Here is a 22786-nt window from a genome sequence, read left to right as displayed (position 1 = left end):
AAAATGTGAATAGAGCCGTATTTGAACAGGCATAGAGTGGAAATCGTGTGATCATCGCGACACATTAAACGCGACAACACGCGCAAGATGTGCACTCGAACCACTAACACTTATGTTGTGCGTATACCCTCTCCTCCCTTTGTTCTCCTCCTCTCTTCGCTCGTTGCTTAGGAGGATGTGTCCTTTTCTTAATTAAGTAACACTAGTGTCACTTATCGTCTCTGTCGGCGCGCTACAGGTTGTGCCATCACTCTTCGCACGACGCCATTGTCTCGCCACTCGACGAATCAGAGTATTTCTTTGTGCGGTTTTCTTTGTGCGGATAGTGATTATGAAAAAGTTGCGTACCCTTTCTATAAGTCAACGGATAAGCTTAGCTGCCTCGTCCATCGTCCTGATCGGTCTTGGAGCAGTGAGTGCCGTTTCCTTGTCAACGCTGAATAGCAGTCAGTCAGCAATGTCATCCCAGGTCACTGAAAACGTAAAGCGTGATCAAGTGATTAAGATGCAAAATCGCGCGACAGCGATTAGCGAGGAGATCCATGCGTATATTGCCTCTCCCCTCGATACGGTACGGACTATCGCTCAGATTTATACCTCCGAAGCGGAAAAGAATAAGTCAGCACGGATCCTCGACCGAGATGATATACCTCGGATCATGTATTCGATTTTGAAACGCCAACCTGAATGGCACAATATCTACACCGAGTGGCAAAAAAACGTGTTAGGCGCCGATGCTTTTTACTACGGCGACCCAACAAGCGCTGCAGACGGACGCTATGTGCCGTCTGTGTCGGTAGATGAGAGCGGGGAAATGCACCTTACCGCTGCGCAAAATTTCTCTGAAACTAACCCTTGGTATCAATGCCCGGTGAGCACACAAAAAGATTGTATCACCGACCCGAGAACCGCTGAGATTAATGGCAAAACCCAAACGGTGTTTGATGTGACAACCCCCGTTTTCCGCTTCGATAAGGCCGTTGCCATGGTGGGTAGTACACTGACTACAGCACAAATCCAGTCCATTCTGGCTAAACGTGCCGACACTAACGGTAAGCTGTTTGTTGTCAGTCAAAATGGCCGAATCGTTGCCAGCACCGATCAACAAGTCCAGCATGGTGCCGCGGTCTCCAAACTATCCTCTCCCGCTTATCACTCTCTTGCCAAGCTTCAAAAGCAAAGCCATAAAAGCCAATTCAAACAAACCGATTCGCACTTTTATGTGTCGCAACCGATCGAATTTGGCAATATGTCTCAGACGTGGTCAGTGATGATTGTGACCCCCAAGCAGGCCGCGATGGCACCCGTCACACAGCTGAATCAAATGATGACAGACGCCGAAAGCGATATTCAAAACACCATATATTGGGTGAGTGGCCTCGTGCTTCTGCTGGCCTTTGTGATCATTCAAATCGTTATCAAACGTCAATTAGCACCGCTGAGTAGCGTCGAGCAATCGATTCAAGCGATAGCCCAAGGTGGTGGCGATTTAACGCAGCGCTTGTCGGTTAATGGTAAGACAGAGATTGATCGTATTAAACACTCAGTCAATCACATGTTGGATGCGCTGCAATCGATGGTGGGACAAATTCAACAAGCAGGTGGACGTTTGTCCGACACATCAACGACCGCCAATAACGCCATCACCGATGCCCACCAAGCCCTGTCTGATAATACCGAGACATTACACCAAGCCGCGACGGCAATGGAGCAACTGACCGCGACCTCAAAAGATGTGGCAACCAACTCTGAAGCCTCAAAAGAGAAAAATACCGCAGTGGTTTCATCGCTGAATCAATGCATGGAGAATGTGGCTAACAATGTGGCACGTAACCAAACCGCCAACACAGATCTGCAAAAAGCCAACAGTTTTGTCAGCGAAGTCAAAGCCAGTGGTAGCGATATTGCCTCTCTACTCGACGACATTCGCGGCATTTCAGATCAAACCAACTTGCTAGCGCTCAATGCCGCGATTGAGTCGGCACGCGCCGGTGAAGCTGGCCGAGGGTTTGCGGTCGTCGCTGACGAGGTGCGCGCCTTGGCCCAGCACTCACAAAAATCTGTCGACCAAATCGTATCGACGCTTGAAACCTTCAACCAACTCCTTACCGATATTGAAGCCGTCATCCAACAAGGTGAGCGTGGTGCGGCGGAGGGTTATCAAGCGAGTGTTTCCGTGCAGGAGACCCTAACCGAGATTGTTGATTTGGTGCAGCAGCTAGGCGATATCAATTACCAAACCGCAGGCGCGGCGGAAGAGCAAAGTGCAGTCTCTCAGCAGGTGGCTGAAAACATCCAAGCACTGTCACAACGCATAGAACAAACCTTGTCACTCAGTGAGCAAGCGCAAGGCGCAAACCAAACCCTCAACCACGAGGCCAAAACGATTCGCCAACTGGTCGATACGTTTACGGTCTAGTTTCCAGCCTTACCTCTCATACTAAAAAAGGGCAACCAACGTTGCCCTTTTGAGGTTATGTCTTGTTGAAGACGTGATGTAAAACGTAGCTTAAATGGTGAGATTACTTCTTGTCTAATTGTGCTTTCATCGCGTCACGAAAGACTTGGTCAGCGTCAGTAATACCCAATTGCTCCGCATCACGCAGCAAGCCCATTGCTTTGCCGACATCGTTGTCTGCAATGGCGGTCCGAATAGCCTGGTGATAAAAACTAACGCTTTCTTGTTGCGGTTTACCTGGATTTGAAGGGTTGTTAGAAAGGATGCTTACGCGTTCATCATCATTGGAATAACTCGCATATTGTGTAGTGTGGATAGATATTGCTAGTTTCCCGACGGAAACGCGCTGGTAACTTGGATCAGTAACCATGGGCATCGGTTCTCCAAACTGTTTTGCCCTAACTTTGGCTGGGTGGGGAATGACAATTTTGCTACCTAATTTACGTCGATCCGTATAGATAATCATATAACGAGCATTTTTAGCATCAAAGCTTGCAATCAACTGGCTTGGTTTAGTGAGAACAGCCGATTGTGTTTTAAATTTACGATAAGTGACTTTGTCAACAACCTCATGATCTTTATTTAAAAGCAGCACATTAGGACTGAATGCTTGGCCATTTCTCATCATCGACTTTACTGTGACACTCGCCGACTTTGTTCGAGGACTAAATGCAAAACTTTGCGAATAGCTACTTCCCTCATCAAAGTTAAAGACGGTCGATTTATTACTCAAAGAAACATTTATTTCTTCGTCCTCTTTCAAGGGCACATAAGAAAGCTGCTTCAGAGAATCACAACAGCTCACATTATCTGCAGGCATTAAGGGCATTTGCTGGGGCACAGACGTTGCACATCCAGAAATTAACATTGCCACCAGGGCAAAGCTTAAACCTTTGACACTCGTTTTATTGTTACAACCAAGATTCATTATACAAACCTCTAAAAAAGGCGACCGATAAGGCCGCCTTAGTAAAAACAGTGATTACTGAGTGATTAGAACCAGATTTCCGCTTCAATACCAAACCTTGTCTCATCTCCCTCGGCATCTTTGCTCCAGTTATACGTATCTTCACTTGAGCTCATGTAAGTGACAAACGGTTTAATTTGTGGGCGTCCCCAGTAGTCAGCATTAGCTGTAAACACAGGAGCAAACGTTGCGGTGAAAAAACTTGTATCCGCATCTTCCCTTCCCCATGTTCCATCTTCTCCCAAGCTTTCAACTGCGTACGTTAATGTCGTTTCTAGGCGCAGATTTTCGTTAACTTTGTAAGATGGGGTGGCACCTAAGAAGAATCTCTGAACCCCATCTTTAGAGCCCCAAACAGAATCCGTTTTATCGTTGTACAACTTCCAGTAAACAAGCTCCGTACCAAGCTGCAAATTATCTGAAACGTTGGCAACACCATAGGACGTAAAGAATATAGATTCATCATCTTTACCCCATCCATCAACCCACTGACCGAAGTTCAAGCCTTTTGTACTAGCTATTCCTTTACCATAAGTTAGTGCTGTTGTTGTCCAACCATCAAAACCATAATAATCGCGAGAATACGTAATACCTAGACCCAGACCATCTTCTGCTGTTTGATCTTCATCAACATTTTCTCGCGACATAAATTTAATATCGAAGTCAAAACGTCCACTGAGAGCTTCAAATCCAGAATAGTAAAGGTCTAAAGATGTCAACGTAGTGCTACTGCCGTTGTCGTCAGTTTTATCTTTTTTAGATTCGAAGCTATCGCCTGGATCAACAGAAACTAAAGCAAGCCCCATATTTTCGTACTGGACGCCACCGCCTACACCAGACGATTGTTTCCAGTATTCTTTCGTAATTATACCTGCTTGACGGTTAAGATAACGCTTCCCGGCCCAAATGCTCGTTCCTTCAGCAAAGTAAGGTAGATCTCCTAACTCAACATACGCTTCTTTAAATTCAAGCTGCCCTGATTCGCCAAACCCTTCGCTACCGGAAGAGGATGTGTAGAAGCCTCGACCGCTACCTTCATTATTACCATACTCAGTTTTTATTACATATTTGGACCAGGCCCCATTATCATAATTATCGCCACGAGTTACAGTGAACTCAACTTGATTAGGGTTTCCAGAAAAAGAGGCGCCTGCGGCACGGTAATCACGACGATGCTCATAGGATTCATTCAAATCCAAAGATTGACCGACGTTATATAGCAAGTGACCATACCCATTTACTTTCCAACCTTGTTCCACTTTGTCTTCAGCTAAAGCAGAACCCGCTGCGAAAGAAGCTGCGACAGCCGCCGCAATTAAACTTACTTTTCTCATACCTTACTCCATAATGCGCCTTTTTTACGTGTCCCTTCACACCGGCAGTGGGTAGTGGAAAAAGACAGTGTGTCCAAGGCTTAGCTTTCTTCGTTATCCTGGAAATATCCTATCCCTGCACACTAAAGTGCGCGTCATCCAGGGATGTGGTTGAAGGGGGAGGAGGAGTAAGGAGGAGCTAAGGCGGATTATCCTAACTTGTCGACATCGATCACTGAACCAAGGCGTAATTGGTAACTGGGTTTCTTGTTTATCCCCTACAAAACGTCGAATAGATCACTATTAATAATTTTATTCATAGAGATATGAAACTTTATTACATGAGGGGCAATGATCATAAATGTGACGTCAGATTGAATTATTTATAGTTAACCGCTCTAATAGCGACTCGTCTCATTTAACGGTGTTAGTTATGTCGGTTTGTTTCCCATCTCCTTATGTATTAGGGGCGCAATTACACCCATCAGGCTGTCGGTTTACACTGTATGCGCCAGACCAGGACGGCGTACATTTACTATTGTGGCATCAAGCGCACCAACCTCAGCGGATCGCTATGCACGAATATAAGCGTGGCTACTGGACACAAGATGTTGCTGATGTCGTTGCAGGGCAAGAATACAGCTTTGAGGTCTCACATGATGGTCAAATCTGGTGTGTGGCTGACCCTTATGCTCAGGCCATTACCGGCCCTTTAACCTATCAGCCTCCCTATACATCATCGCAAAGCACACAGGTTGCGCGCTGCCAAGTCGTCGATCATGAGCTATTTGATTGGCAAGGCGTGTCATCGCCCCAACGCTCAATGTGCGACACCGTTATTTTCGAAACTCATGTTAAAGGGCTAACTCAACAGCACCCAGATGTCGCGCCAACACAGCAAGGACGTTATTTAGGCTTGGTGTCACCAGCGATGTTGGCGTTCTATCAACAACATCAGATTAATTGCCTGCAACTGCTGCCGATTACCTGTTGCTTACCGGAGCCGCACTTACTCAGCCAGCAAAAAACCAACTACTGGGGCTACAACCCATACGTTTGGATGGCACCGGATCCACGCTACGCGGAAAAAAATGCGGTTAACGAGCTGAAAACGGCAATACGCGAACTACACCGCCACGACATCGAAGTCATTCTAGACGTGGTGTTTAATCACACGGCAGAAGGCGGAGAAGGTGGGCCGATTCTTCATTATAAAGCGCTTGATCATGCCATGTACTTACATGATGGCCAACGACTGCGCAACCATACCGGCTGTGGCAATACCATTGATATACGCCATCCTGCTGCACTGAAACAGGTGCTCGACACCTTACGGATGTGGGTTACCGACTATCACGTGGATGGGTTTCGGTTCGATCTCGCCGCCATCTTAGGGCGAGACGGCGATATCTTTGATCCCCACAATGCCTTTTTCCATGCCATCGCCCAAGATCCGATCCTTTCTAAGGTCAAATTGATTGCGGAACCATGGGATATAGGCCCCGATGGGTATCAGCTAGGACAATTTCCGGTTAACTGGGCCGAATGTAACGATAAAATCCGCGACATCACGCGCAGTTTATGGCGAGGAGAGCCAGGTATGCTACAGAATTTCGCCACGCGGTTGATGGGGTCACGCGACTTTTTCAGCGCAGCGTATTGGCCGGATCACCTGCCCATCAACTACATCACCTACCATGATGGCTTTACCCTGCAGGATGTGGTCAGTTATGCCAAGCGGCATAATCACGCCAATGGCGAGAACAACCGAGATGGCCATGGCGATAATCGCTCCGCCAACTATGGTGTTGAAGGATCCACAAACAATACTGATATTATTGAGATAAGAACTCGGCAAAAAAGGAATATGATGGCGAGCACCCTCTTCTCGCTGGGGACGCCGCACATTCTAATGGCCGATGTTTTAGGGCACTCGCAACAGGGAAACAACAATGCCTATTGCCAAGACAACTCCATCAGTTGGTTAAACTGGCAAACGCAGGATCATGTTTGGTCAAACTGGCTTGCCACCATGATTGCACGTCGCAATGCTATCATACCGCGCTTTATTGATGCGTTGAGTGGCACACAGCGCCATTGCAATCAGATTGAGTGGCGACATCCGAATGGCGATCCTATTCACGATCATCAATGGCCAAGCCTGCAAGCACTCAGCTGTCAGATCACACTCGGTGCGCATCATTCTGACGCGGGGCAATCGCTGCTCATTGCCATTAACAGCGGCGACACCGCGCACAACCTACGGCTTCCACCAAATCATCAGTGGCGTATTGTCTGTGACAGCGCAACCAATGAAACGACTATCACCACACCCGAACCATCCCTGATATTGGCAGGCAAGCACTTTGTAGTCTGTATTGACGGTGACTGGCTGTAGCCCAATATTACCCACATCAAAAAGGCAGCTAATGTTAGCTGCCTTTACTTTCGCGCTCTTGCTTCGCCTGAGGGCGTAACGCCTTAGCCTTTCACACCACCAGCCGTCAAACCACCCACTAACCAGCGTTGGGCGAGTAAGAAAACACCTGTGATCGGTACCGCTGAAAGCACGGCTGCCGCCGCGAAGTCGCCCCACAGATAGTTCTGCGGATACAAGTACTGCTGCATGCCGACCGCCAAGGTATACGAATCAACATCCGACAACAGAATCGAAGCAACTGGCACCTCACCTACCGCCATGATAAACGACAGAATAAAGACCACAGCCAAGATAGGCACGGAGAGTGGAAGCAGCACCAGCCTAAACGCCTGCCATGGCGTGGCGCCATCCAGTGCTGCGGCTTCTTCCAATGAACCATCAATGCTCTCGAAGTAACCTTTAATGGTCCAAACGTGTAATGCAATCCCGCCCAAGTAGGCAAAGATCAAGCCACCGTGCGTGTTGAGCCCCAAGAACGGAATGTACTGCCCCAACTTATCAAACAAGGCGTAGATAGCTACCAATGCCAACACCGCCGGGAACATCTGGAAGATCATCATCGCGTTCAAGATGGTTTGCTTGCCTTTAAATCGCATACGCGCAAAGGCATACGCCGAGGTGGTTGAGAGCACCACGATAAACAGCGAGGTGATCCCGGCCACTTTTACCGAATTCCACAGCCATAATAGAACGGGAAACGGCGGTGGCGTGACCGAGCCATCCGGATTAGTTACCGGGAAGCCCAATGCTAATTTCCAATGTTCAAGTGATGGATTTTTCGGGATCAAACTCCCGGTGGCGAAATTCCCTTCACGGAATGAAATCGCAATAATCATTAACAGCGGGAATAGGATCAGCGCCAAAAATAAGCACAAGCCAATATGGGTTGCCCAGACGCGATATTTTAAGGATTTACCTTGTACCATTGCCATATTTACGTCCCTCAGTGCTCGTTTTTCTGCGTCATGCGGAGGTTGATTAACGCCAGTGCCCCGACAATCAAGAAAATCAGTGTGGCGATGGCACTTGCCAAGCCAAAGTCTTGACCACCACTACCTTCAAAGGCGATGCGATAGGTGTAGCTGACCAGCAAGTCGGTATAACCGGCCGGCTCAGTGGTGCCAATGCGGTTTGGCCCACCTTCTGTTAACAGCATAATCATCACAAAGTTATTGAAGTTAAAAGCAAAAGCAGCAATCAGCAACGGTGTTAATGGTTTAATCATCATCGGCAGCGTAATACGGGTGAAGTTCTGAATGAAATTCGCGCCGTCAATCGCTGAAGCTTCGTAGAGATCATCGGGGATCGCTTTAAGCAAGCCCATACAGAGGATCATCATATAAGGGAAACCAAGCCAGGTATTGACAGTTAACACCATGCTCCGCGCCAAGAACGGGTCAGAGAACCAATTCGGACTGATGCCAAACAGGGCTTCCAATACCATGTTGATTTCACCAAAGCTTTGGTTAAACAAACCGCGGAAAATCAGAATCGAAATAAAGGCTGGCACCGCATAAGGCAGGATCAATAATAAACGGTAGATCGATTTGCCTTTCAGCTCTTCCCACTGCACCAAGCTCGCCAATATCAAACCGATAAAGAGGGTAAACACTACGGTGAGTACAGAAAAAACAATCGTCCAAATAAAGATGCCAATAAAGGGCTCTTTAATCCCCTCATCTGTCCAGACACGCTCAAAGTTATCGGTGCCAATTTGCACCACATAACCGGGCGACACCGTGTCGTCAACAAACTCACCCGAAGCATTAACCGGTTGGTAATACCCTACCTCATCATTGGGTTTGAGTGTCTCACCCGTCTTATTATTGATCAGCGTGCGACCATCCTCTTGCAAACTATACAAAGGCTGAATGGCGGCGAACTTGCGTAACCCACTCATACGAATGGTTTGATCATCTGACAATTGTAAATCTAGATTACCGAGCGCCTCTCGATTTTGAATCACATCGCGAAGTGACGCTTTTTGTCCCTCAACACTGTCAATCGGGCTAAGTGACAAGTTTTCATCGGCCAGTGTTGCAAATTCAAATGGCTTGGTGGCAAAACGTGTGTTTTCGCCTTCCACCACAATACGAACGCCTTGATCCGTTTGATATAACGAGAAAGGATAACTGTCGCCACTTTGAAAGGTTCGCTCGAGTAATACGGACTGGGCACGCTCGAAAGAGAGTTGATTTTTGGCGCTATAGTTGGTGAATGACAGCCCAACGGTATAAACCAACGGAAAAATAATGAAGAGGATCATCCCCGCGATACCTGGATAGATATAGCGATGGGCGTATGTTTTTTTACTGCCAAAAATGTACAGCGCTAGTGCGGTTAATACCACAGTTAACAGGGCAAAGGCAGTTTCACCACGCGAATACATCAAGACGGTGGCATAGCCATTGATGATGGCCACAGTAGCCAGTAACGCCCATTTTATGAACGCTTTTGTGCTGCTGGGCAAAGAAGAGCCTGACGTTGTCATAGCTTGGGAACCTTGGACTGACTGCATAAGGAACGCTACTCACATAGTTTTAAAAAATGCAGGGAGGCAAGCCCCCCTGCAGATAGAGCTTATTTGACCATTTGCGTTTCCGCATCGTCGAGCGCTTCCTCGACGCTTTGACGGCCATCGACCACATTGATGATGGCGTTTTTGGCAGCCGCCCAGAACCCATTCATTTGTGGAATATTCGGCATCACCTCGCCATGTTTGGCGTTTTCCATGGTCGCAGCAATACGGCTATCTTGAGCCAGCTCTGCTTGATACGCATTCAGCGCCACCGCACCTAGGGGCTTATCAGCATTGACCGTTGAAAGGCCTTCTTTCGTCAGCAGGTAGTTTTCAAGGAACTCAACCGCTAGTGCTTTATTTGGCGATGCGGTGCTAATACCGGCACTAAGCACACCAACAAAAGGCTTGGACGCTTCACCTTGGAAGGTAGGTAAGGTGGTGACACCATAATTGATACCTGACTTTTCGATGTTGCCCCACGACCATGGGCCGTTAATGGTCATCGCTGTGTCACCTTGGTTAAAAGAAGACTCAGAGACTGAGTAGTCCATATCTGATGAAATCACGCCATCTTTGACCATCTGCTTCATGAAATGTAGCGCGTCATGCACACCTTGGTTATTGATACCCGCGTCTTTAACATCATAGCCGTTTGCCGTTTGCTTAAACGCGTAGCCGCCATCAGCCGCCATTAATGGCCATGTAAAGTAGGGTTCTTTTAAGTTCCACATGATGGCTGACTTACCCTGCTCTTTGAGCTTGGCATCCATCTCAACTACGTCTTGCCACGTTTCTGGCGGGTTTGGCACCAAATCTTTGTTGTAGATAAGGGAAAGCGATTCTACTGCCACTGGGTAGCCAACGTATTTGCCTTTGTATTTCACCGCATCCCAAGCAAAGTCGACCATGCCTTCTTTAAGACGGTCTGAAGGGCGAATTTCTGCCAACAGGCCTGACTCTGCGTAGCCGCCAAAACGGTCATGCGCCCAAAAAACAATATCTGGACCATCGCCCGTTGACGCCGTTTGCGGGAACTTGTCCTGCAAACCATCAGGGTGAACAACGGTCACAGGAATCCCCGTGTCTTGCTCAAAGCGGTCACCCACTTCTGCTAGGCCGTTATAGCCTTTATCACCGTTAATCCAAATCGTCAGTTGGCCTTCTTCGATATTGGCGTGTGCGCCAAATGAACCCAGTGCAATGAGGGTACCGAGAGCAACAGCGCTAAGTGATTTTTTCATCTTTCTATCCTTCTTCTACTGAGGTGTAGCACGATTCCATGGAGGATGAGCTGTATTTCACGGTCTATCATGGGTAATTCCCGCGCATTCCTCATCATCCTGGCTTCTACGCCCTACGCCTGTGCGAGCGAATTCGTGATCCATATCGCTCGTCGCTAATGATGCGGCTCACAAAAATAAACGGTACGTGATCAACTTCAACTAATTTGCTAATCATTTTGTGATGTACGCCCTCAAACTAAATTAGGGAGGAGATCATCCTCCTCCCCGCCTACTCCCCCTGCAATAATTTCCCCCGGGAGGATGTACCGCTTGCGCAGATACGCGACACTGCTGTCATCAAAAAAGCATCGGGTGGAACCTATCCAATGTGCTTAATCAATGACCAAACAGCGTTCAACAAAAAAGATAACGCTCAAAAATGGCCGATATTGAATAACACAACCACCTATAATGCGTATTGAGCCGAATTAATGAAAAGCGATTGAGGGCGAGCGACATGGCAAGTGTCACGTTTAAAAACGTTTGTAAAGCGTATGACAACGATGTAATGATTTCAAAAAACGTTGACCTAGAGATTAAAGACGGCGAATTTGTTGTTTTTGTCGGTCCATCTGGTTGCGGTAAATCCACTTTATTACGCTGCGTTGCCGGATTAGAAGATATTACATCGGGCGATCTTTATATTGATGAGCAACGCGTCAATGAAATAGAGCCTTCTAAACGCGGCGTGGGAATGGTGTTTCAATCTTACGCGTTGTATCCCCACCTAAATCTTTATGACAACATGTCTTTTGGCCTAAAACTGGCCAAAACGAACAAAGCGGAAGTCGATAAGCGCGTCCATCAAGCGGCGGAGATCTTACAACTCGGCCACTTACTCGACAGACAACCCAAGTCTTTGTCCGGGGGACAACGTCAGCGTGTCGCGATTGGCCGCACCCTGGTGTCTCAACCTCGTGTTTTCCTCCTCGATGAGCCACTTTCCAACCTCGATGCTGGCCTACGCGTACAAATGCGCGCACAAATTACCAAATTACAACGTCAGCTTGGCTGTACCATGATTTATGTGACCCACGATCAGATCGAAGCCATGACCATGGCAGATAAAATCGTGGTACTAGATGAAGGCCGTGTGGCGCAGGTTGGCAAACCGCTAGAGCTTTATCATTACCCTCAAAACCGCTTTGTCGCGTCGTTTATCGGCTCACCCAAAATGAACTTTATGAGTGTCTTTATTGAGGATGTTGAGCCAAACCGTGTCAAAGTGCAGCTCAGTGAAGGCGCCAGTTTTTGGATGCCGGTCGATGGCAAAACCGTCACGCGCGGCGATCGTATGTCTCTCGGCATTCGTCCTGAGCATTTGGTGGCCGCCAAAGACGGCGATGCGCAGATTGAAGGGGAAGCGACCATTGTCGAGAAGCTAGGCAACGAGACGCAAATTTATCTCAACCTTGAAAGTGCAGACGCAGACGTGATCTATCGCCAACTCGATACCGTTGAGATTGAACCCGGCGAGAAGTACGCCATTGGTATTCCCGCTCACCGCTGCCATTTGTTCCACAGTGACGGTCGAGCGTGTAAACGCCTGCATCGTGAAAATGGCGTCACCTTCGTTGATGAAGAAGACGCAGCCTAATATCACCTTGTAAGAGACTACGACTAGGCCGCATTCGCGGCCTTTTTTATGGTACCGATTCAGACAGAAAAAACGCCAAGGATTAACTTGGCGCAATCTTCATTTTGTCGCCCAAAGGGCGTCAGTACCTTCACCCTTGCCAGCGATAAAACACAGTGGCTAATGGGGGGAGGTTCAGTGTCAGCGATTGAGGCTGGTCGTGCGCCGCGCTTTTATCAGTGCTAAGCGCTGCGTAAACGGGATACCCACTGCCCCAAAACGCCTCATCATCCGAGTTTAATACCAATTGGTAGTCGCCACTCATCGGCACACCCAGCTGAAAACCATCCCGGGGGACAGGGGTGAAGTTACTCACCACCAGCATCCGCGAGCCGTCATCGCCAAGCCGCTCATGGGCTATCACGCTAATATCTGCAGCGTCTTTTAACCGCCACTCAAATCCTGCCGGATCGCAGTCGAGGCGATGCAGCGCCGGCGTTGAGACATACAGGTGGTTCAGCGCTTTCACCCATGCTTGGATACCTTTATGGCGACCGTATTGCAGCCAATGCCATTCAAGCTGGCTGTCATGGTTCCACTCTGCGGTCTGACCCATCTCCGTGCCCATAAAATTGAGTTTTTTCCCCGGCTGGCCATACATGTAGCCCAAATAGGCACGTAAGTTCGCCGTTTGCTGCCACTCGTCACCAGGCATTTTTCCCATCAGTGAGCCTTTTCCATACACCACTTCATCATGAGACAAAGGCAGTACATAGTTCTCGCCAAACGCATAAACCAATGGAAATGTTAGCGTGTCGTGGTGATAGCGTCGATACACCGGCTCTTCACGGATATAACGTAAACTGTCATTCATCCAACCCATGTTCCATTTAAACCCGAAACCCAGGCCACCCGCATAAATTGGCGAAGAGACCCCGGGAAACGTGGTCGATTCTTCGGCAATCGTCATCGCATTGGGAAAATAGTGATAAACCGACTCGTTCATCCATTTTAACGTGGCAATGGCGTCGTAGTTCTCGTTGCCGCCATCCACGTTGGGGACCCATTGATCCTGCTCACGCGAGTAATCGAGATAAAGCATCGACGCGACGGCATCGACACGCAAACCATCAATGTGAAACTGATCGAGCCAATACAGCGCATTGTTCACCAAAAAGCGGCGCACATGCTCTTTACCCATATCGTAAAGATGACAATGCCAGTCGTTGTGCCAGCCACGTCGTGGATCAGGGTCATGATATAAGGGCGTACCATCGAAATAGGCCAATCCATGATCATCGGTAGGGAAATGCCCCGGCACCCAGTCGAGAATGACGCCAATGCCCGCTTGGTGGCAACAATCCACCAAGTACTTAAAATCATCCGGCGAGCCATAGCGGCTAGTCGGCGCGAAAAGCCCCACTGGTTGATAGCCCCAAGAACCATAAAAAGGATGCTCACTGACTGGCATCAGCTCTACATGGGTATAACCCATTTCCACCAAGTAAGGGACTAAACGGTGAGCAAGCTCACGATAGCCCAGACACTGACCCGATACATCTCGCTGCCATGAACCAAGGTGAAGCTCATAAAAAGAGAGCGCTTGCGTATGTTTTTCAGTCACGGGGCGGTCTTGCCACTGCTGATCGTGCCATTGATAAGCATGTTGATCATAGGTCAGAGAAGCAAATGACGGGTATTGTTCAGCATATGCACCATAAGGATCGGCTTTGTGCGGTAAACATTGTCCATCGGGACCCGTTAACGCATATTTGTAGCGTTGATTAAGGCCAAGATGAGCGACAAACCCCACCCAAAATCCACCTTCGATGGCAATAAGGCTTCCAGCCTCTGCATGCCATTGGTTCCAATCACCGATCACACTCACTGATTGTGCATGAGGCGCAAAGAGCACAAACCTTATACCCTCGACCGGTTTGCCCGCGACGGGTAACGTCACCGGATGCGCGCCCATTTGCTGATGTGCAACTCTCGGGTTATATAAAGCAGCCATATCAATTGCAAAATGATCAGGCTGAATAGACTGGGGCAGTATTGAAATGGAAGAATCTGGCATCAGCGACTCCTTATATAAAAAAACGCTCCATCCTATGCGTGTTGGCTGGCACTGAGGATAGAGCGTTAGAGCATGGTATGGTGGTTACGCCGTTTGCCGACTCGCTTGCATGCGCACCCGAGATAAGTCTCTGGCAAGTTGATTCAACTCTTCACGGCTAAAGAGCGTTTCCAAACTGGCCGAAAGCTTACGCCGCCAGTTGGGGTATTCGTCTACCGTACCAGGGATATTGACGGGCTTGTCCATCTCCAACCAGTCTTCCAACTGGACGCTTAATAGTGCTGACTTGCCAGCGGCAACATGCAATTGCAACGCGCGGCACAAGTGACCATCCATCGGCACATAACGCGCATCGCCCCCAACCCCATCTGGTAGCATGCCATGCCAGCGCACACTGTCTAAAATGCCCTGCTTGGCTTTCAAACGATCATCAAACAATTGTTGAAGTTGCGCTTCATCTGGGTATAGGCCGAGCTCTTGACCCAGTTTTAAATCGTCGCAATGCCAAAAGCCACGAATGGTTGGCATATCATGGGTGGAAAGCGTCGCCATCGCCTGCTCGGTATAGTGCGCCGGAGAAATAAAGCCCCCGTCCTCTTCTGAGGTTTCAAAGAAGAATACCTTGTAGGAATGCACGCCCGCATCGGCAAGTAACGCACCAATTTCATCTGGTACCGTCCCCAAGTCCTCGCCAATCACACTGCATTGATGACGGTGCGACTCAAGCGCTAAAATCGCGAGCATGTCTTTAACGGGATAGTACAAGTAAGCGCCCTCGGTGGCATTTTTCCCCTTCGGGATCCACCATAAGCGCAGCAAGCCCAGCACATGATCGATACGCAAAGCCCCACAATGACGCATGTTGGCCCGCAACAACTCGATGTAGGCATGATAGCCAGTGTGTTTCAATGCTTGCGGATCAAATGGCGGTAAGCCCCAGTTTTGCCCCCGAGGTCCCAACACATCGGGCGGCGCACCGATACTGGCATCCAGTACTAAGGGCGAGTTGTCCGACCAGGTTTCGCTTCCCGCATCAGACACGCCGACGGCGAGATCACGGTACAAGCCCAGCGACATCCCCTGCTCTTCAGCAATGGCTTGTACCTCTTCCATTTGACCTTCGGCAATCCACTGTAAATACATGTACAGTTGAATGTCGTCACTGTGCTGCTCGATAAATGCTTGCGTCGCTGCATTTTCATAGCGACGATATTTTTCAGGGAATACGGGCCAGCCCCAAGCATGAGGGTCTTCCGCGCGTAAATGTTGATGCAAGGCATCAAAGGTGGCTTGCTGTTTTAAGCTTTCTCCGCCTTTTTCAATAAAGTCTAAAAACGCTCGGCCACGTCGAGTCTGTTGCAGCAGCTCGCGTTGCTTAAACTCTTGAAACAATAAAGGCAATACGGCCATTTTTAGGGCGGCGACTTCGCTATAATCGACCCAGTGAGTATCGCGCACTGCTTGCAGGCGACGCTGGAACTCGGCACTGCCCACGAGTTGCTGCGCACGGGCGCTCAAACAAAACTCACGAACGTTGCTCACATCAATGTACAAAAGATTAAGCCAGCGGCGTGATGACGGACTATAAGGGCTCGCGGCTTCTGGATTGGCAGGGAACAACGCATGAATGGGGTTAAGGCCAACAAAGTCCGCGCCACGCGAGGCGAGCTCACTGACCAATTGTTTCAAGTCACCAAAATCACCAATTCCCCAGTTGTGAGGGGTACGCAGTGTGTAGAGCTGAATACTCGGCCCCCACATTTTTTTGTGTTGATCCAGTTCAGGTTGTTTATAGCATTGAGTAGGCGCCATGATGAGCGTCATTTGGTACGGTGATTGACGCCGTTTACGTATCACAGAAAGGCGATGATAGCCCCACGGTAGGGAGCAAGGCAGGCTAAACACTAATGGGCCGCCATTACTGCGCTCATCGCGAACGATTTGTGACTGTAAGTAACCCTCAAAGCACTCGCCCTGTTCGGTTTCCAGCCGCCAACTAAAGTCACTTTCTCGCGCACTGGTCCCTAAATGAAGCGCAATTTCGACTGGCTCATTCTCCTGTACCACTTGCACGGGCGCGAGCACATCCGCTTTATGTTTCTTCGCCGCCGATGCCAATAACGCCTCGTCATTTCGTGTGTCATAGCCAAGTGACGTTAGTAAGTCATGTAAGGTACTGTCCGGCACGGCCGCTTCTGAGCCCCATGCACTGATATAGCGATCAGCGAGGTTGGCCATTTGTGCGACTGTCTTCAATGCAGATTCTTTCATCGCTTTCTCCGAGGGGTCTGCCCCCTTCTTTTATTGGGCAATATTGTTGTCATTATTGTTAGATGGCAAGGCTCATTCCCTGCCATCTATGAGGTTGTTAACCCATTATTTTGCAATTAGCGCTTAATCGCTTCTAACTGCCAAATGTTAGTAACGTAATCGCGAATTGAGCGGTCTGAGCTAAATTTGCCCACTAACGCGGTATTCAAAATCGCTTTGCGTGCCCACTGAGACGCGTCACGGTAATCACGGTCAATGTCATTGTGTGCGCGCACGTAATCGGCAAAGTCAGCCAAACACAGGTACGGGTCGCCGCTACCCATGACACTGTCAAAGACAGGACGCAACGCCCCAGGCTGACCTGGCGTAAACGTCTCATCCAACAGACTGTCCAAGGCGGCCTTCAATAGAGGCTGGCTATGATAGACCGCTTCAGGCTGATAGCCTTTTTTGCGCAACGCCGTGACGCCATCGACATCAAGACCAAAGATATAGATGTTGTTGTCACCCACTTCTTCACGGATTTCCACGTTCGCGCCATCCATGGTGCCAATGGTGAGCGCGCCGTTGAGTGCCATTTTCATGTTCCCCGTGCCAGACGCTTCTTTACCGGCCATAGAAATCTGCTCAGACACATCGGCAGCAGGAATAATGATTTCCGCCATACTGACACGATAATCAGGAATAAATACCACTTTGAGCTTGTCACCGACTCGTGGATCATTATTAATGGTTTCAGCCACCTTATTAATCGCATAGATGATCGATTTTGCTAATTCATAGCCAGGTGCCGCTTTCGCAGCAAAAAAGACCACACGCGGCGCCATATCGAAATTCGGCTCATTGATGAGGCGCTGGTACAGTGAAATGACGTGTAATAGATTAAGGTGCTGGCGCTTATATTCATGCAGGCGCTTAATTTGTACATCAAAAATCGCATCGGTATTTAGGGTGATATCGAGGTGCTCTTTGACCCATCCCGCCAAACGCTGCTTGTTGCGCTTTTTGACATCCATAAATGTCTTTTGAAAAGCAGTGTCATCGGCGTATTGTGCAATCTGCTCGAGTTGCTCCAATTGCGCTGGCCACTGCTCACCGATTTTCTCACTGATCAAGTTGGACAAATCAGGATTACAGAACTTCAACCAACGACGCGGTGTGATGCCATTGGTCACATTTTGAATGCGCCCTGGGTATAGCGCGTCAAATTCTGGGAATAAATCACGCTTAACCAACTGAGAATGCAAGGCGGCAACGCCATTCACCGCATAAGAGCCAACCACACATAAATTAGCCATGCGCACCATGCGCTCACCTTTGTCGTCAATCACAGACAACACCTGCTTTTTGGCCACATCGCCGGGCCACTTCGCTTCTACCTCTTGCATGAAGCGATGGTTGATCTCAAAAATGATCTCCATATGACGCGGCAGCAAACTGGCAATCAACGCCTCACTCCAGGTTTCCAGCGCTTCGGGCAGTAAGGTGTGGTTGGTGTAAGCAAAGGTACGACTGGCGATGGACCAAGCCTCATCCCAGCCCAGACGATAATCATCCAGCAATACGCGCATCAGCTCAGGAATAGCGATGGTGGGGTGAGTATCGTTCAACTGAATGGTTTCGTAGTCTGGCAATGCGGCCAATGCATGCCCTGCCTCTAGATGACGACGGAGAATGTCTGCTACAGAAGCTGCACTGTGGAAATACTGCTGCATTAAGCGCAATGTTTTACCCGCATCGTGGTTATCGTTGGGGTACAAGACTTTGGTCAAATTCCCTGCATCGATGGCGGATTGCTGAGCCTGGGTATAGTCACCGTCATTAAAGGCATCAAGGGCAAACGGCGTTAACGCCCGTCCTTCCCATAAGCGAAGCGGATAGACCGTATTGCTTTGATAACCCACAATCGGCAGATCCCAGGGCATGGCCTGAATTTTCATGCCCGGCACCCACTGACGGTACGTGTGCCCTGAGTCCTCAATCACCTCTACATGGCCATAAAAACCAATGGTTTGCGCTAAGTCAGGACGTACCACTTCCCACGGGTAACCTTCAGGCTCACGCCACGCATCCGGTGCTTCTTGTTGTGCGCCCTCTTTGAATGACTGGCGGAACAAACCATATTCATAGTGCAAGCCATAGCCGACCGCAGGATACTGTTGGGCCGCCAATGAATCCATAAAGCAAGCGGCGAGACGCCCCAAGCCGCCATTGCCCAAAGACGGATCACGCTCTTGTTCAAGTAAATCCGTTAACCCGAGGCCAAGCTCACTCACGGCATCGGCAATCGCATCGTACAAGCCCATGCTAATTAAATTGTTGCCGGTTAACCGACCAATCAAAAACTCGAGGGATAAATAGTTAACACTTTTAGCTTGTTTAATGGCTTGATCGTGTTCAGTGGCTACCAGATCACTCGTGGTATGTTCGGCTAATGCACGGCCCAGTGCGAGGTACCAGTCGCGCAGCTGAGCGGTGTCTGGTGCGTGACCTAGCTGGGTTAGGTGTTGAACCATACTGATTTTAAACGCACTTTTATCAAACGCATGTTGCTGTTTTGGTGTCATGTCGTCGCTCTCGATAATGGAATGAAACCTTGATGGTTATTCATCCTGCCCAACCCGAGCACGGCAAACATCCTCCCACGTCGTTGTCATCAAAGGAGGAGACCACAGGGCGTAGAGAGCCAGGTCACATAGCAATAGTGAGCCGCCTCTCATCAAATCCATGAGCAGCCCTTTATCGAGTGACCTAAGTCACGCTATGAAACAAAAAAGGCGCTACGCCCACGGTGAAAAACATCGCTTTCCTTTTGTGATTTTTGTGCGCTAACGCAAATTAAGCCCTAATAAACCGAGATGGATGTGTATCTCAATCATTAAAAAGGCCACCAATATGACGTTTAAGTGATATAAATCACAATTAAAAGGCGTAGCTGCACTAAATTGGGGCATCCGTTAAGAGATCAGGGATAGATCATAGTTTGTGCGTTTGAAGTTACATACACTGCAATCAGGACAGAGGTGCGCACCAAAAAGGTCGCACCGCATTTGCAGTGAAGGACAGTGTCTTATGTGGATCCCATCAAAGCTGACTCGGCCTGGACGGCTTTATAACGCGATATTACGCCCGCGTGTGCTCGATATTTTACAACAAGCCCCTCACTATAAGCTGGTGCTGTTTCGCTCTCCGGCCGGATATGGCAAAACCACCATGGCTGCACAATGGCTCGCGGATCAATCCAATGTCGGCTGGTTTAGCATTGATGATAGTGACAACGACAGCTTTCGCTTCATTAACTACTTACTGCAAGCGCTGCACCACGCTACCCAAGAGGGCTGCGCCAACACGATAAAGCTGGCGGAAAAACGCCAATTCTCATCACTTCGTGCGCTCTTGTCTGATGTCTTTGCTGAACTGGCAGGGTTTCATGCCACTAGCTATTTGGTGTTGGATGACTATCAGCTCATTGATAACGAGGAGATTCATGAGGCGATGCGCTTTTTCATTAAGCACATGCCAGATAATCTCACTTTGGTGGTCACCTCACGCGCCAACCCTCCACTGGGCACCGCGAATTTACGCGTACGCGACTTGATGATTGAGATCGGCAACGAGCTTCTCGCGTTCGATAACGAAGAAACGACGCGCTTTTTTAATCAACGTGTCGACGATGGCGTGGATGAATCCACGGCGAACGCATTATGCAACTACGTTGAAGGTTGGCCGTCAGCCTTGCAGCTCATTGCGATTCAAGCGCAGCACCAAAAGCGTACCCTGATGCAAAGCGCCGCGTCTTACGCTGGTTTTAACCATGCCCACCTTTGGGACTATTTGGCCGAAGAAGTGTTTGATTTGCTTGATGCTGAGACACGACAATTTCTCATGAAAGTCTCCGTACTAGAGATGTTTAATGACGAGTTGGTTTTCGCACTCACTGAACGCGAAGATGCATTGAATATGCTCGAGTCACTAAATCGCTATGGCTTGTTTATTTATCCACTTGAGGGAGATAACAACTGGTTCCGATTCCACCATCTATTCGCGGAGTTTTTGGCTCATGAGCGCCAAGCACGGATCCCTCACCAACAACAGCCCCTGCATAGACAAGCCGCACTGGCATGGTTGAAGTTACAATCTCCCCATCAAGCGTTGCGTCATGCACGCTACGCCAAAGACGATGCATTGTTGGCCGATATACTCAATCAGCACGGCTGGCGTATGTTTAATCGTGGTGAATTGTCGACACTAGAAGCCGCGATTATCAAACTCAGTGACGAGCTTTTATACCAATACCCAAATTTAAGCCTGCTACGTGCTTGGTTAGCGCAAAGTCAGCACAGGTATCATGAAGTTGGCGAACTTTTAGCCAGCGCAGAAAAAGCCTATCAAACCCGACAAATCCCACTTGATATCGATTACCAAGGCAATGCCAATGCGTTGCTCGCCCAAGTGGCCATTAACGCGAATAATCCTGAGCAGGCGATGCAGCTGGCAGAAAAAGCGCTCGAGCAACTCGATAGCGCCAATTACCGCGGTCGCATTGTCGCTACCTCGGTTGTGGGAGAAGTGAATCATGTGCTCGGTGAGCTGGATCGCGCCTTATCCATGATGCAACAAACCGAGAAATTAGCGCGGCAACATCAAGTTTACCATCAAGCACTTTGGGCGATTTTACAACAAAGTGAGATCTTACTTGCGCAAGGCTATGTGCAAGCCGCGTTTGAGTTGCTCGACAGCGCCGATCAGCTCATTGAGGATCAACAACTGCATCAAGTCCCTCTCCACGAGTTTGCCTTACGTCTCCGTGCCCAAATCTTATGGTGTTGGAACCGGCTTGATGAAGCCGAAGCTTGCGCCTACAAAGGACTGCAGGTTTTAGAAAATCAGCCACCGAGCAAGCATTTGCATAGTTACTCCATGCTCGCACGCGTAGCCGTTAGCCGCGGCGAGTTAGACAAAGCGGCAAAAAGCATTGAGCATATTGAACACCTTTTGCGCGAGTCTGTGTATCACGTTGATTGGACCGCCAATGCATCATTGTCGCTGTTACTCTATTGGCAAGCCAAAAATGAACTCACCAACATGGACGAGTGGTTACACCAAGCCACTCGCCCCGCTACCGCCTGCAACCACTTTAGTCAGCTTCAGTGGCGAAACATTGCCCGTGCGCATCTGCATTTGGGTCAGTATGACCAAGCACGTCAAGCGATTGATTTTCTGCGCCGCGAAGCGAACAAAGCCAACTTGGTGACCGATAAAAACCGCAATTTGATTGTTGAAGCCGTCCTTGCCAGCAAAGAACAAGAGACAGAATACGCCAAAAGCCTCTTGCAAGATGCGCTGATCCTCACCAATCAAACCGGCATGATGGGTAACTTTTTGATTGAGGGCGAGGCGCTCTCCCCGCTCCTGCATGCGTTAATTGAACAACACGCACTCGGCGCCCTCGAACGCCACCGCGCGCAGCAACTCCTCAAGGAAATTGCGAGCCATCAACGCTCTCGTTCAACGCACTTTGATGAAGCCTTTGTCGAAAAGTTGGTCAACCACCCTAACGTGCCAGAGCTCGTGCGAACCAGCTCATTGACACAACGCGAGTGGCAAGTGCTCGGCTTAATTTATTCAGGCTTCAGTAACGAGCAAATCGCCCATGAGTTGGATGTGGCGGGAACAACGATCAAAACCCATATTCGTAACTTATATCAAAAGCTCAATATCGCTAACCGCAAAGAAGCGGTCGTCACCGCCGAAAACCTTTTACAACTTATGGGGAATTAGTCAACCCTGTCTACGCCCTCAGGCTTTTCTTGGGGGCGTAGAGGCCTCGCGCTCTCCCCCTACCTTTCGTGATACTTTGCTGAATTTCATCATCTTTTC

General features: G+C 49.0%; 11 protein-coding genes and 1 pseudogene. 4 read left to right on the top strand and 8 right to left on the bottom strand.

Annotated elements, in window-relative coordinates:
* Window positions 1-331 precede the first annotated feature (331 nt).
* The gene (locus BZG20_RS13475) at window positions 332-2419 is read left to right on the top strand and encodes a methyl-accepting chemotaxis protein (RefSeq protein ID WP_077579341.1); all 2088 of its coding nucleotides are present in this window, start codon (window positions 332-334) and stop codon (window positions 2417-2419) included.
* Between the two features lie 103 nt (window positions 2420-2522).
* On the opposite strand, the gene BZG20_RS13470 is transcribed toward BZG20_RS13475, so the two are convergent.
* Window positions 2523-3386 (bottom strand): MalM family protein, encoded by an 864-nt coding sequence (locus BZG20_RS13470; protein ID WP_077579340.1) that lies wholly within the window; start codon window positions 3384-3386, stop codon window positions 2523-2525.
* A 65-nt stretch (window positions 3387-3451) separates the two neighbouring features.
* On the bottom strand, window positions 3452-4759 hold the full coding sequence (locus tag BZG20_RS13465; RefSeq protein WP_077579339.1) for a carbohydrate porin: 1308 nt from the start codon (window positions 4757-4759) through the stop codon (window positions 3452-3454).
* A gap of 412 nt (window positions 4760-5171) precedes the next feature.
* Between BZG20_RS13465 and BZG20_RS13460 the strand changes: the two genes are divergently transcribed.
* The gene (locus BZG20_RS13460) at window positions 5172-7136 is read left to right on the top strand and encodes an alpha-amylase family glycosyl hydrolase (protein ID WP_077579338.1); all 1965 of its coding nucleotides are present in this window, start codon (window positions 5172-5174) and stop codon (window positions 7134-7136) included.
* 83 nt (window positions 7137-7219) lie between these two features.
* Here the strand turns inward: BZG20_RS13460 and malG are convergent, their stop codons facing one another.
* The 3 genes from malG to malE all read right to left on the bottom strand — a co-directional run bounded on the left by malG (window position 7220) and on the right by malE (window position 10940).
* Window positions 7220-8110 carry a maltose ABC transporter permease MalG gene (gene malG, locus BZG20_RS13455; protein ID WP_046075898.1) on the bottom strand — a complete coding sequence of 297 codons (891 nt, stop codon included), beginning with the start codon at window positions 8108-8110 and terminating at the stop codon, window positions 7220-7222.
* Window positions 8111-8121: 11 nt separating this feature from the next.
* A complete protein-coding gene (gene malF, locus BZG20_RS13450) occupies window positions 8122-9696 on the bottom strand; it encodes a maltose ABC transporter permease MalF (RefSeq protein ID WP_077579337.1) in 1575 nt (524 codons plus the stop codon).
* A 62-nt stretch (window positions 9697-9758) separates the two neighbouring features.
* Window positions 9759-10940 (bottom strand): maltose/maltodextrin ABC transporter substrate-binding protein MalE, encoded by a 1182-nt coding sequence (gene malE / locus BZG20_RS13445; protein WP_077579336.1) that lies wholly within the window; start codon window positions 10938-10940, stop codon window positions 9759-9761.
* Window positions 10941-11439: 499 nt separating this feature from the next.
* Here malE and malK point away from each other — a divergent pair, with 499 nt between their 5' ends.
* Window positions 11440-12579: a maltose/maltodextrin ABC transporter ATP-binding protein MalK gene (malK, locus tag BZG20_RS13440; RefSeq protein WP_077579335.1), complete on the top strand. Its 1140-nt coding sequence runs from the start codon at window positions 11440-11442 to the stop codon at window positions 12577-12579.
* Window positions 12580-12709: 130 nt separating this feature from the next.
* On the opposite strand, the pseudogene glgB reads toward malK, so the two are convergent.
* From glgB to BZG20_RS13425, 3 genes and pseudogenes are all read right to left on the bottom strand, one after another.
* A pseudogene (glgB, locus tag BZG20_RS13435) lies at window positions 12710-14563 on the bottom strand (1,4-alpha-glucan branching protein GlgB); the annotation flags it as partial.
* Window positions 14564-14719: 156 nt separating this feature from the next.
* On the bottom strand, window positions 14720-16906 hold the full coding sequence (gene malQ, locus BZG20_RS13430) for a 4-alpha-glucanotransferase (RefSeq protein WP_046075902.1): 2187 nt from the start codon (window positions 16904-16906) through the stop codon (window positions 14720-14722).
* A 116-nt stretch (window positions 16907-17022) separates the two neighbouring features.
* Complete coding sequence (locus BZG20_RS13425) at window positions 17023-19473, bottom strand: glycogen/starch/alpha-glucan phosphorylase (protein WP_077579333.1); 2451 nt, start codon at window positions 19471-19473, stop codon at window positions 17023-17025.
* 505 nt (window positions 19474-19978) lie between these two features.
* Here BZG20_RS13425 and malT point away from each other — a divergent pair.
* Complete coding sequence (gene malT, locus BZG20_RS13420; protein WP_077579332.1) at window positions 19979-22687, top strand: HTH-type transcriptional regulator MalT; 2709 nt, start codon at window positions 19979-19981, stop codon at window positions 22685-22687.
* The last annotated feature ends 99 nt before the right edge of the window (window positions 22688-22786 follow it).

It is taken from the genome of Salinivibrio sp. IB868 (assembly GCF_001995655.1).
GTDB classification, from domain to species: Bacteria; Pseudomonadota; Gammaproteobacteria; order Enterobacterales; family Vibrionaceae; genus Salinivibrio; species Salinivibrio siamensis.
This window is presented reverse-complemented; position numbering and strand designations above follow the sequence as displayed.

What these genes read in the sequence shown, in the direction of transcription:
- malE (WP_077579336.1), bottom strand. Translation starts at nt 10,940, where the DNA reads ATGAAAAAATCACTTAGCGCTGTTGCTCTCGGTACCCTCATTGCACTG.
- malT (WP_077579332.1), top strand. Translation starts at nt 19,979, where the DNA reads ATGTGGATCCCATCAAAGCTGACTCGGCCTGGACGGCTTTATAACGCG.
- BZG20_RS13470 (WP_077579340.1), bottom strand. Translation starts at nt 3,386, where the DNA reads ATGAATCTTGGTTGTAACAATAAAACGAGTGTCAAAGGTTTAAGCTTT.
- malG (WP_046075898.1), bottom strand. Translation starts at nt 8,110, where the DNA reads ATGGCAATGGTACAAGGTAAATCCTTAAAATATCGCGTCTGGGCAACC.
- malK (WP_077579335.1), top strand. Translation starts at nt 11,440, where the DNA reads ATGGCAAGTGTCACGTTTAAAAACGTTTGTAAAGCGTATGACAACGAT.
- BZG20_RS13425 (WP_077579333.1), bottom strand. Translation starts at nt 19,473, where the DNA reads ATGACACCAAAACAGCAACATGCGTTTGATAAAAGTGCGTTTAAAATC.
- BZG20_RS13465 (WP_077579339.1), bottom strand. Translation starts at nt 4,759, where the DNA reads ATGAGAAAAGTAAGTTTAATTGCGGCGGCTGTCGCAGCTTCTTTCGCA.
- malF (WP_077579337.1), bottom strand. Translation starts at nt 9,696, where the DNA reads ATGCAGTCAGTCCAAGGTTCCCAAGCTATGACAACGTCAGGCTCTTCT.
- malQ (WP_046075902.1), bottom strand. Translation starts at nt 16,906, where the DNA reads ATGAAAGAATCTGCATTGAAGACAGTCGCACAAATGGCCAACCTCGCT.
- BZG20_RS13475 (WP_077579341.1), top strand. Translation starts at nt 332, where the DNA reads ATGAAAAAGTTGCGTACCCTTTCTATAAGTCAACGGATAAGCTTAGCT.
- BZG20_RS13460 (WP_077579338.1), top strand. Translation starts at nt 5,172, where the DNA reads ATGTCGGTTTGTTTCCCATCTCCTTATGTATTAGGGGCGCAATTACAC.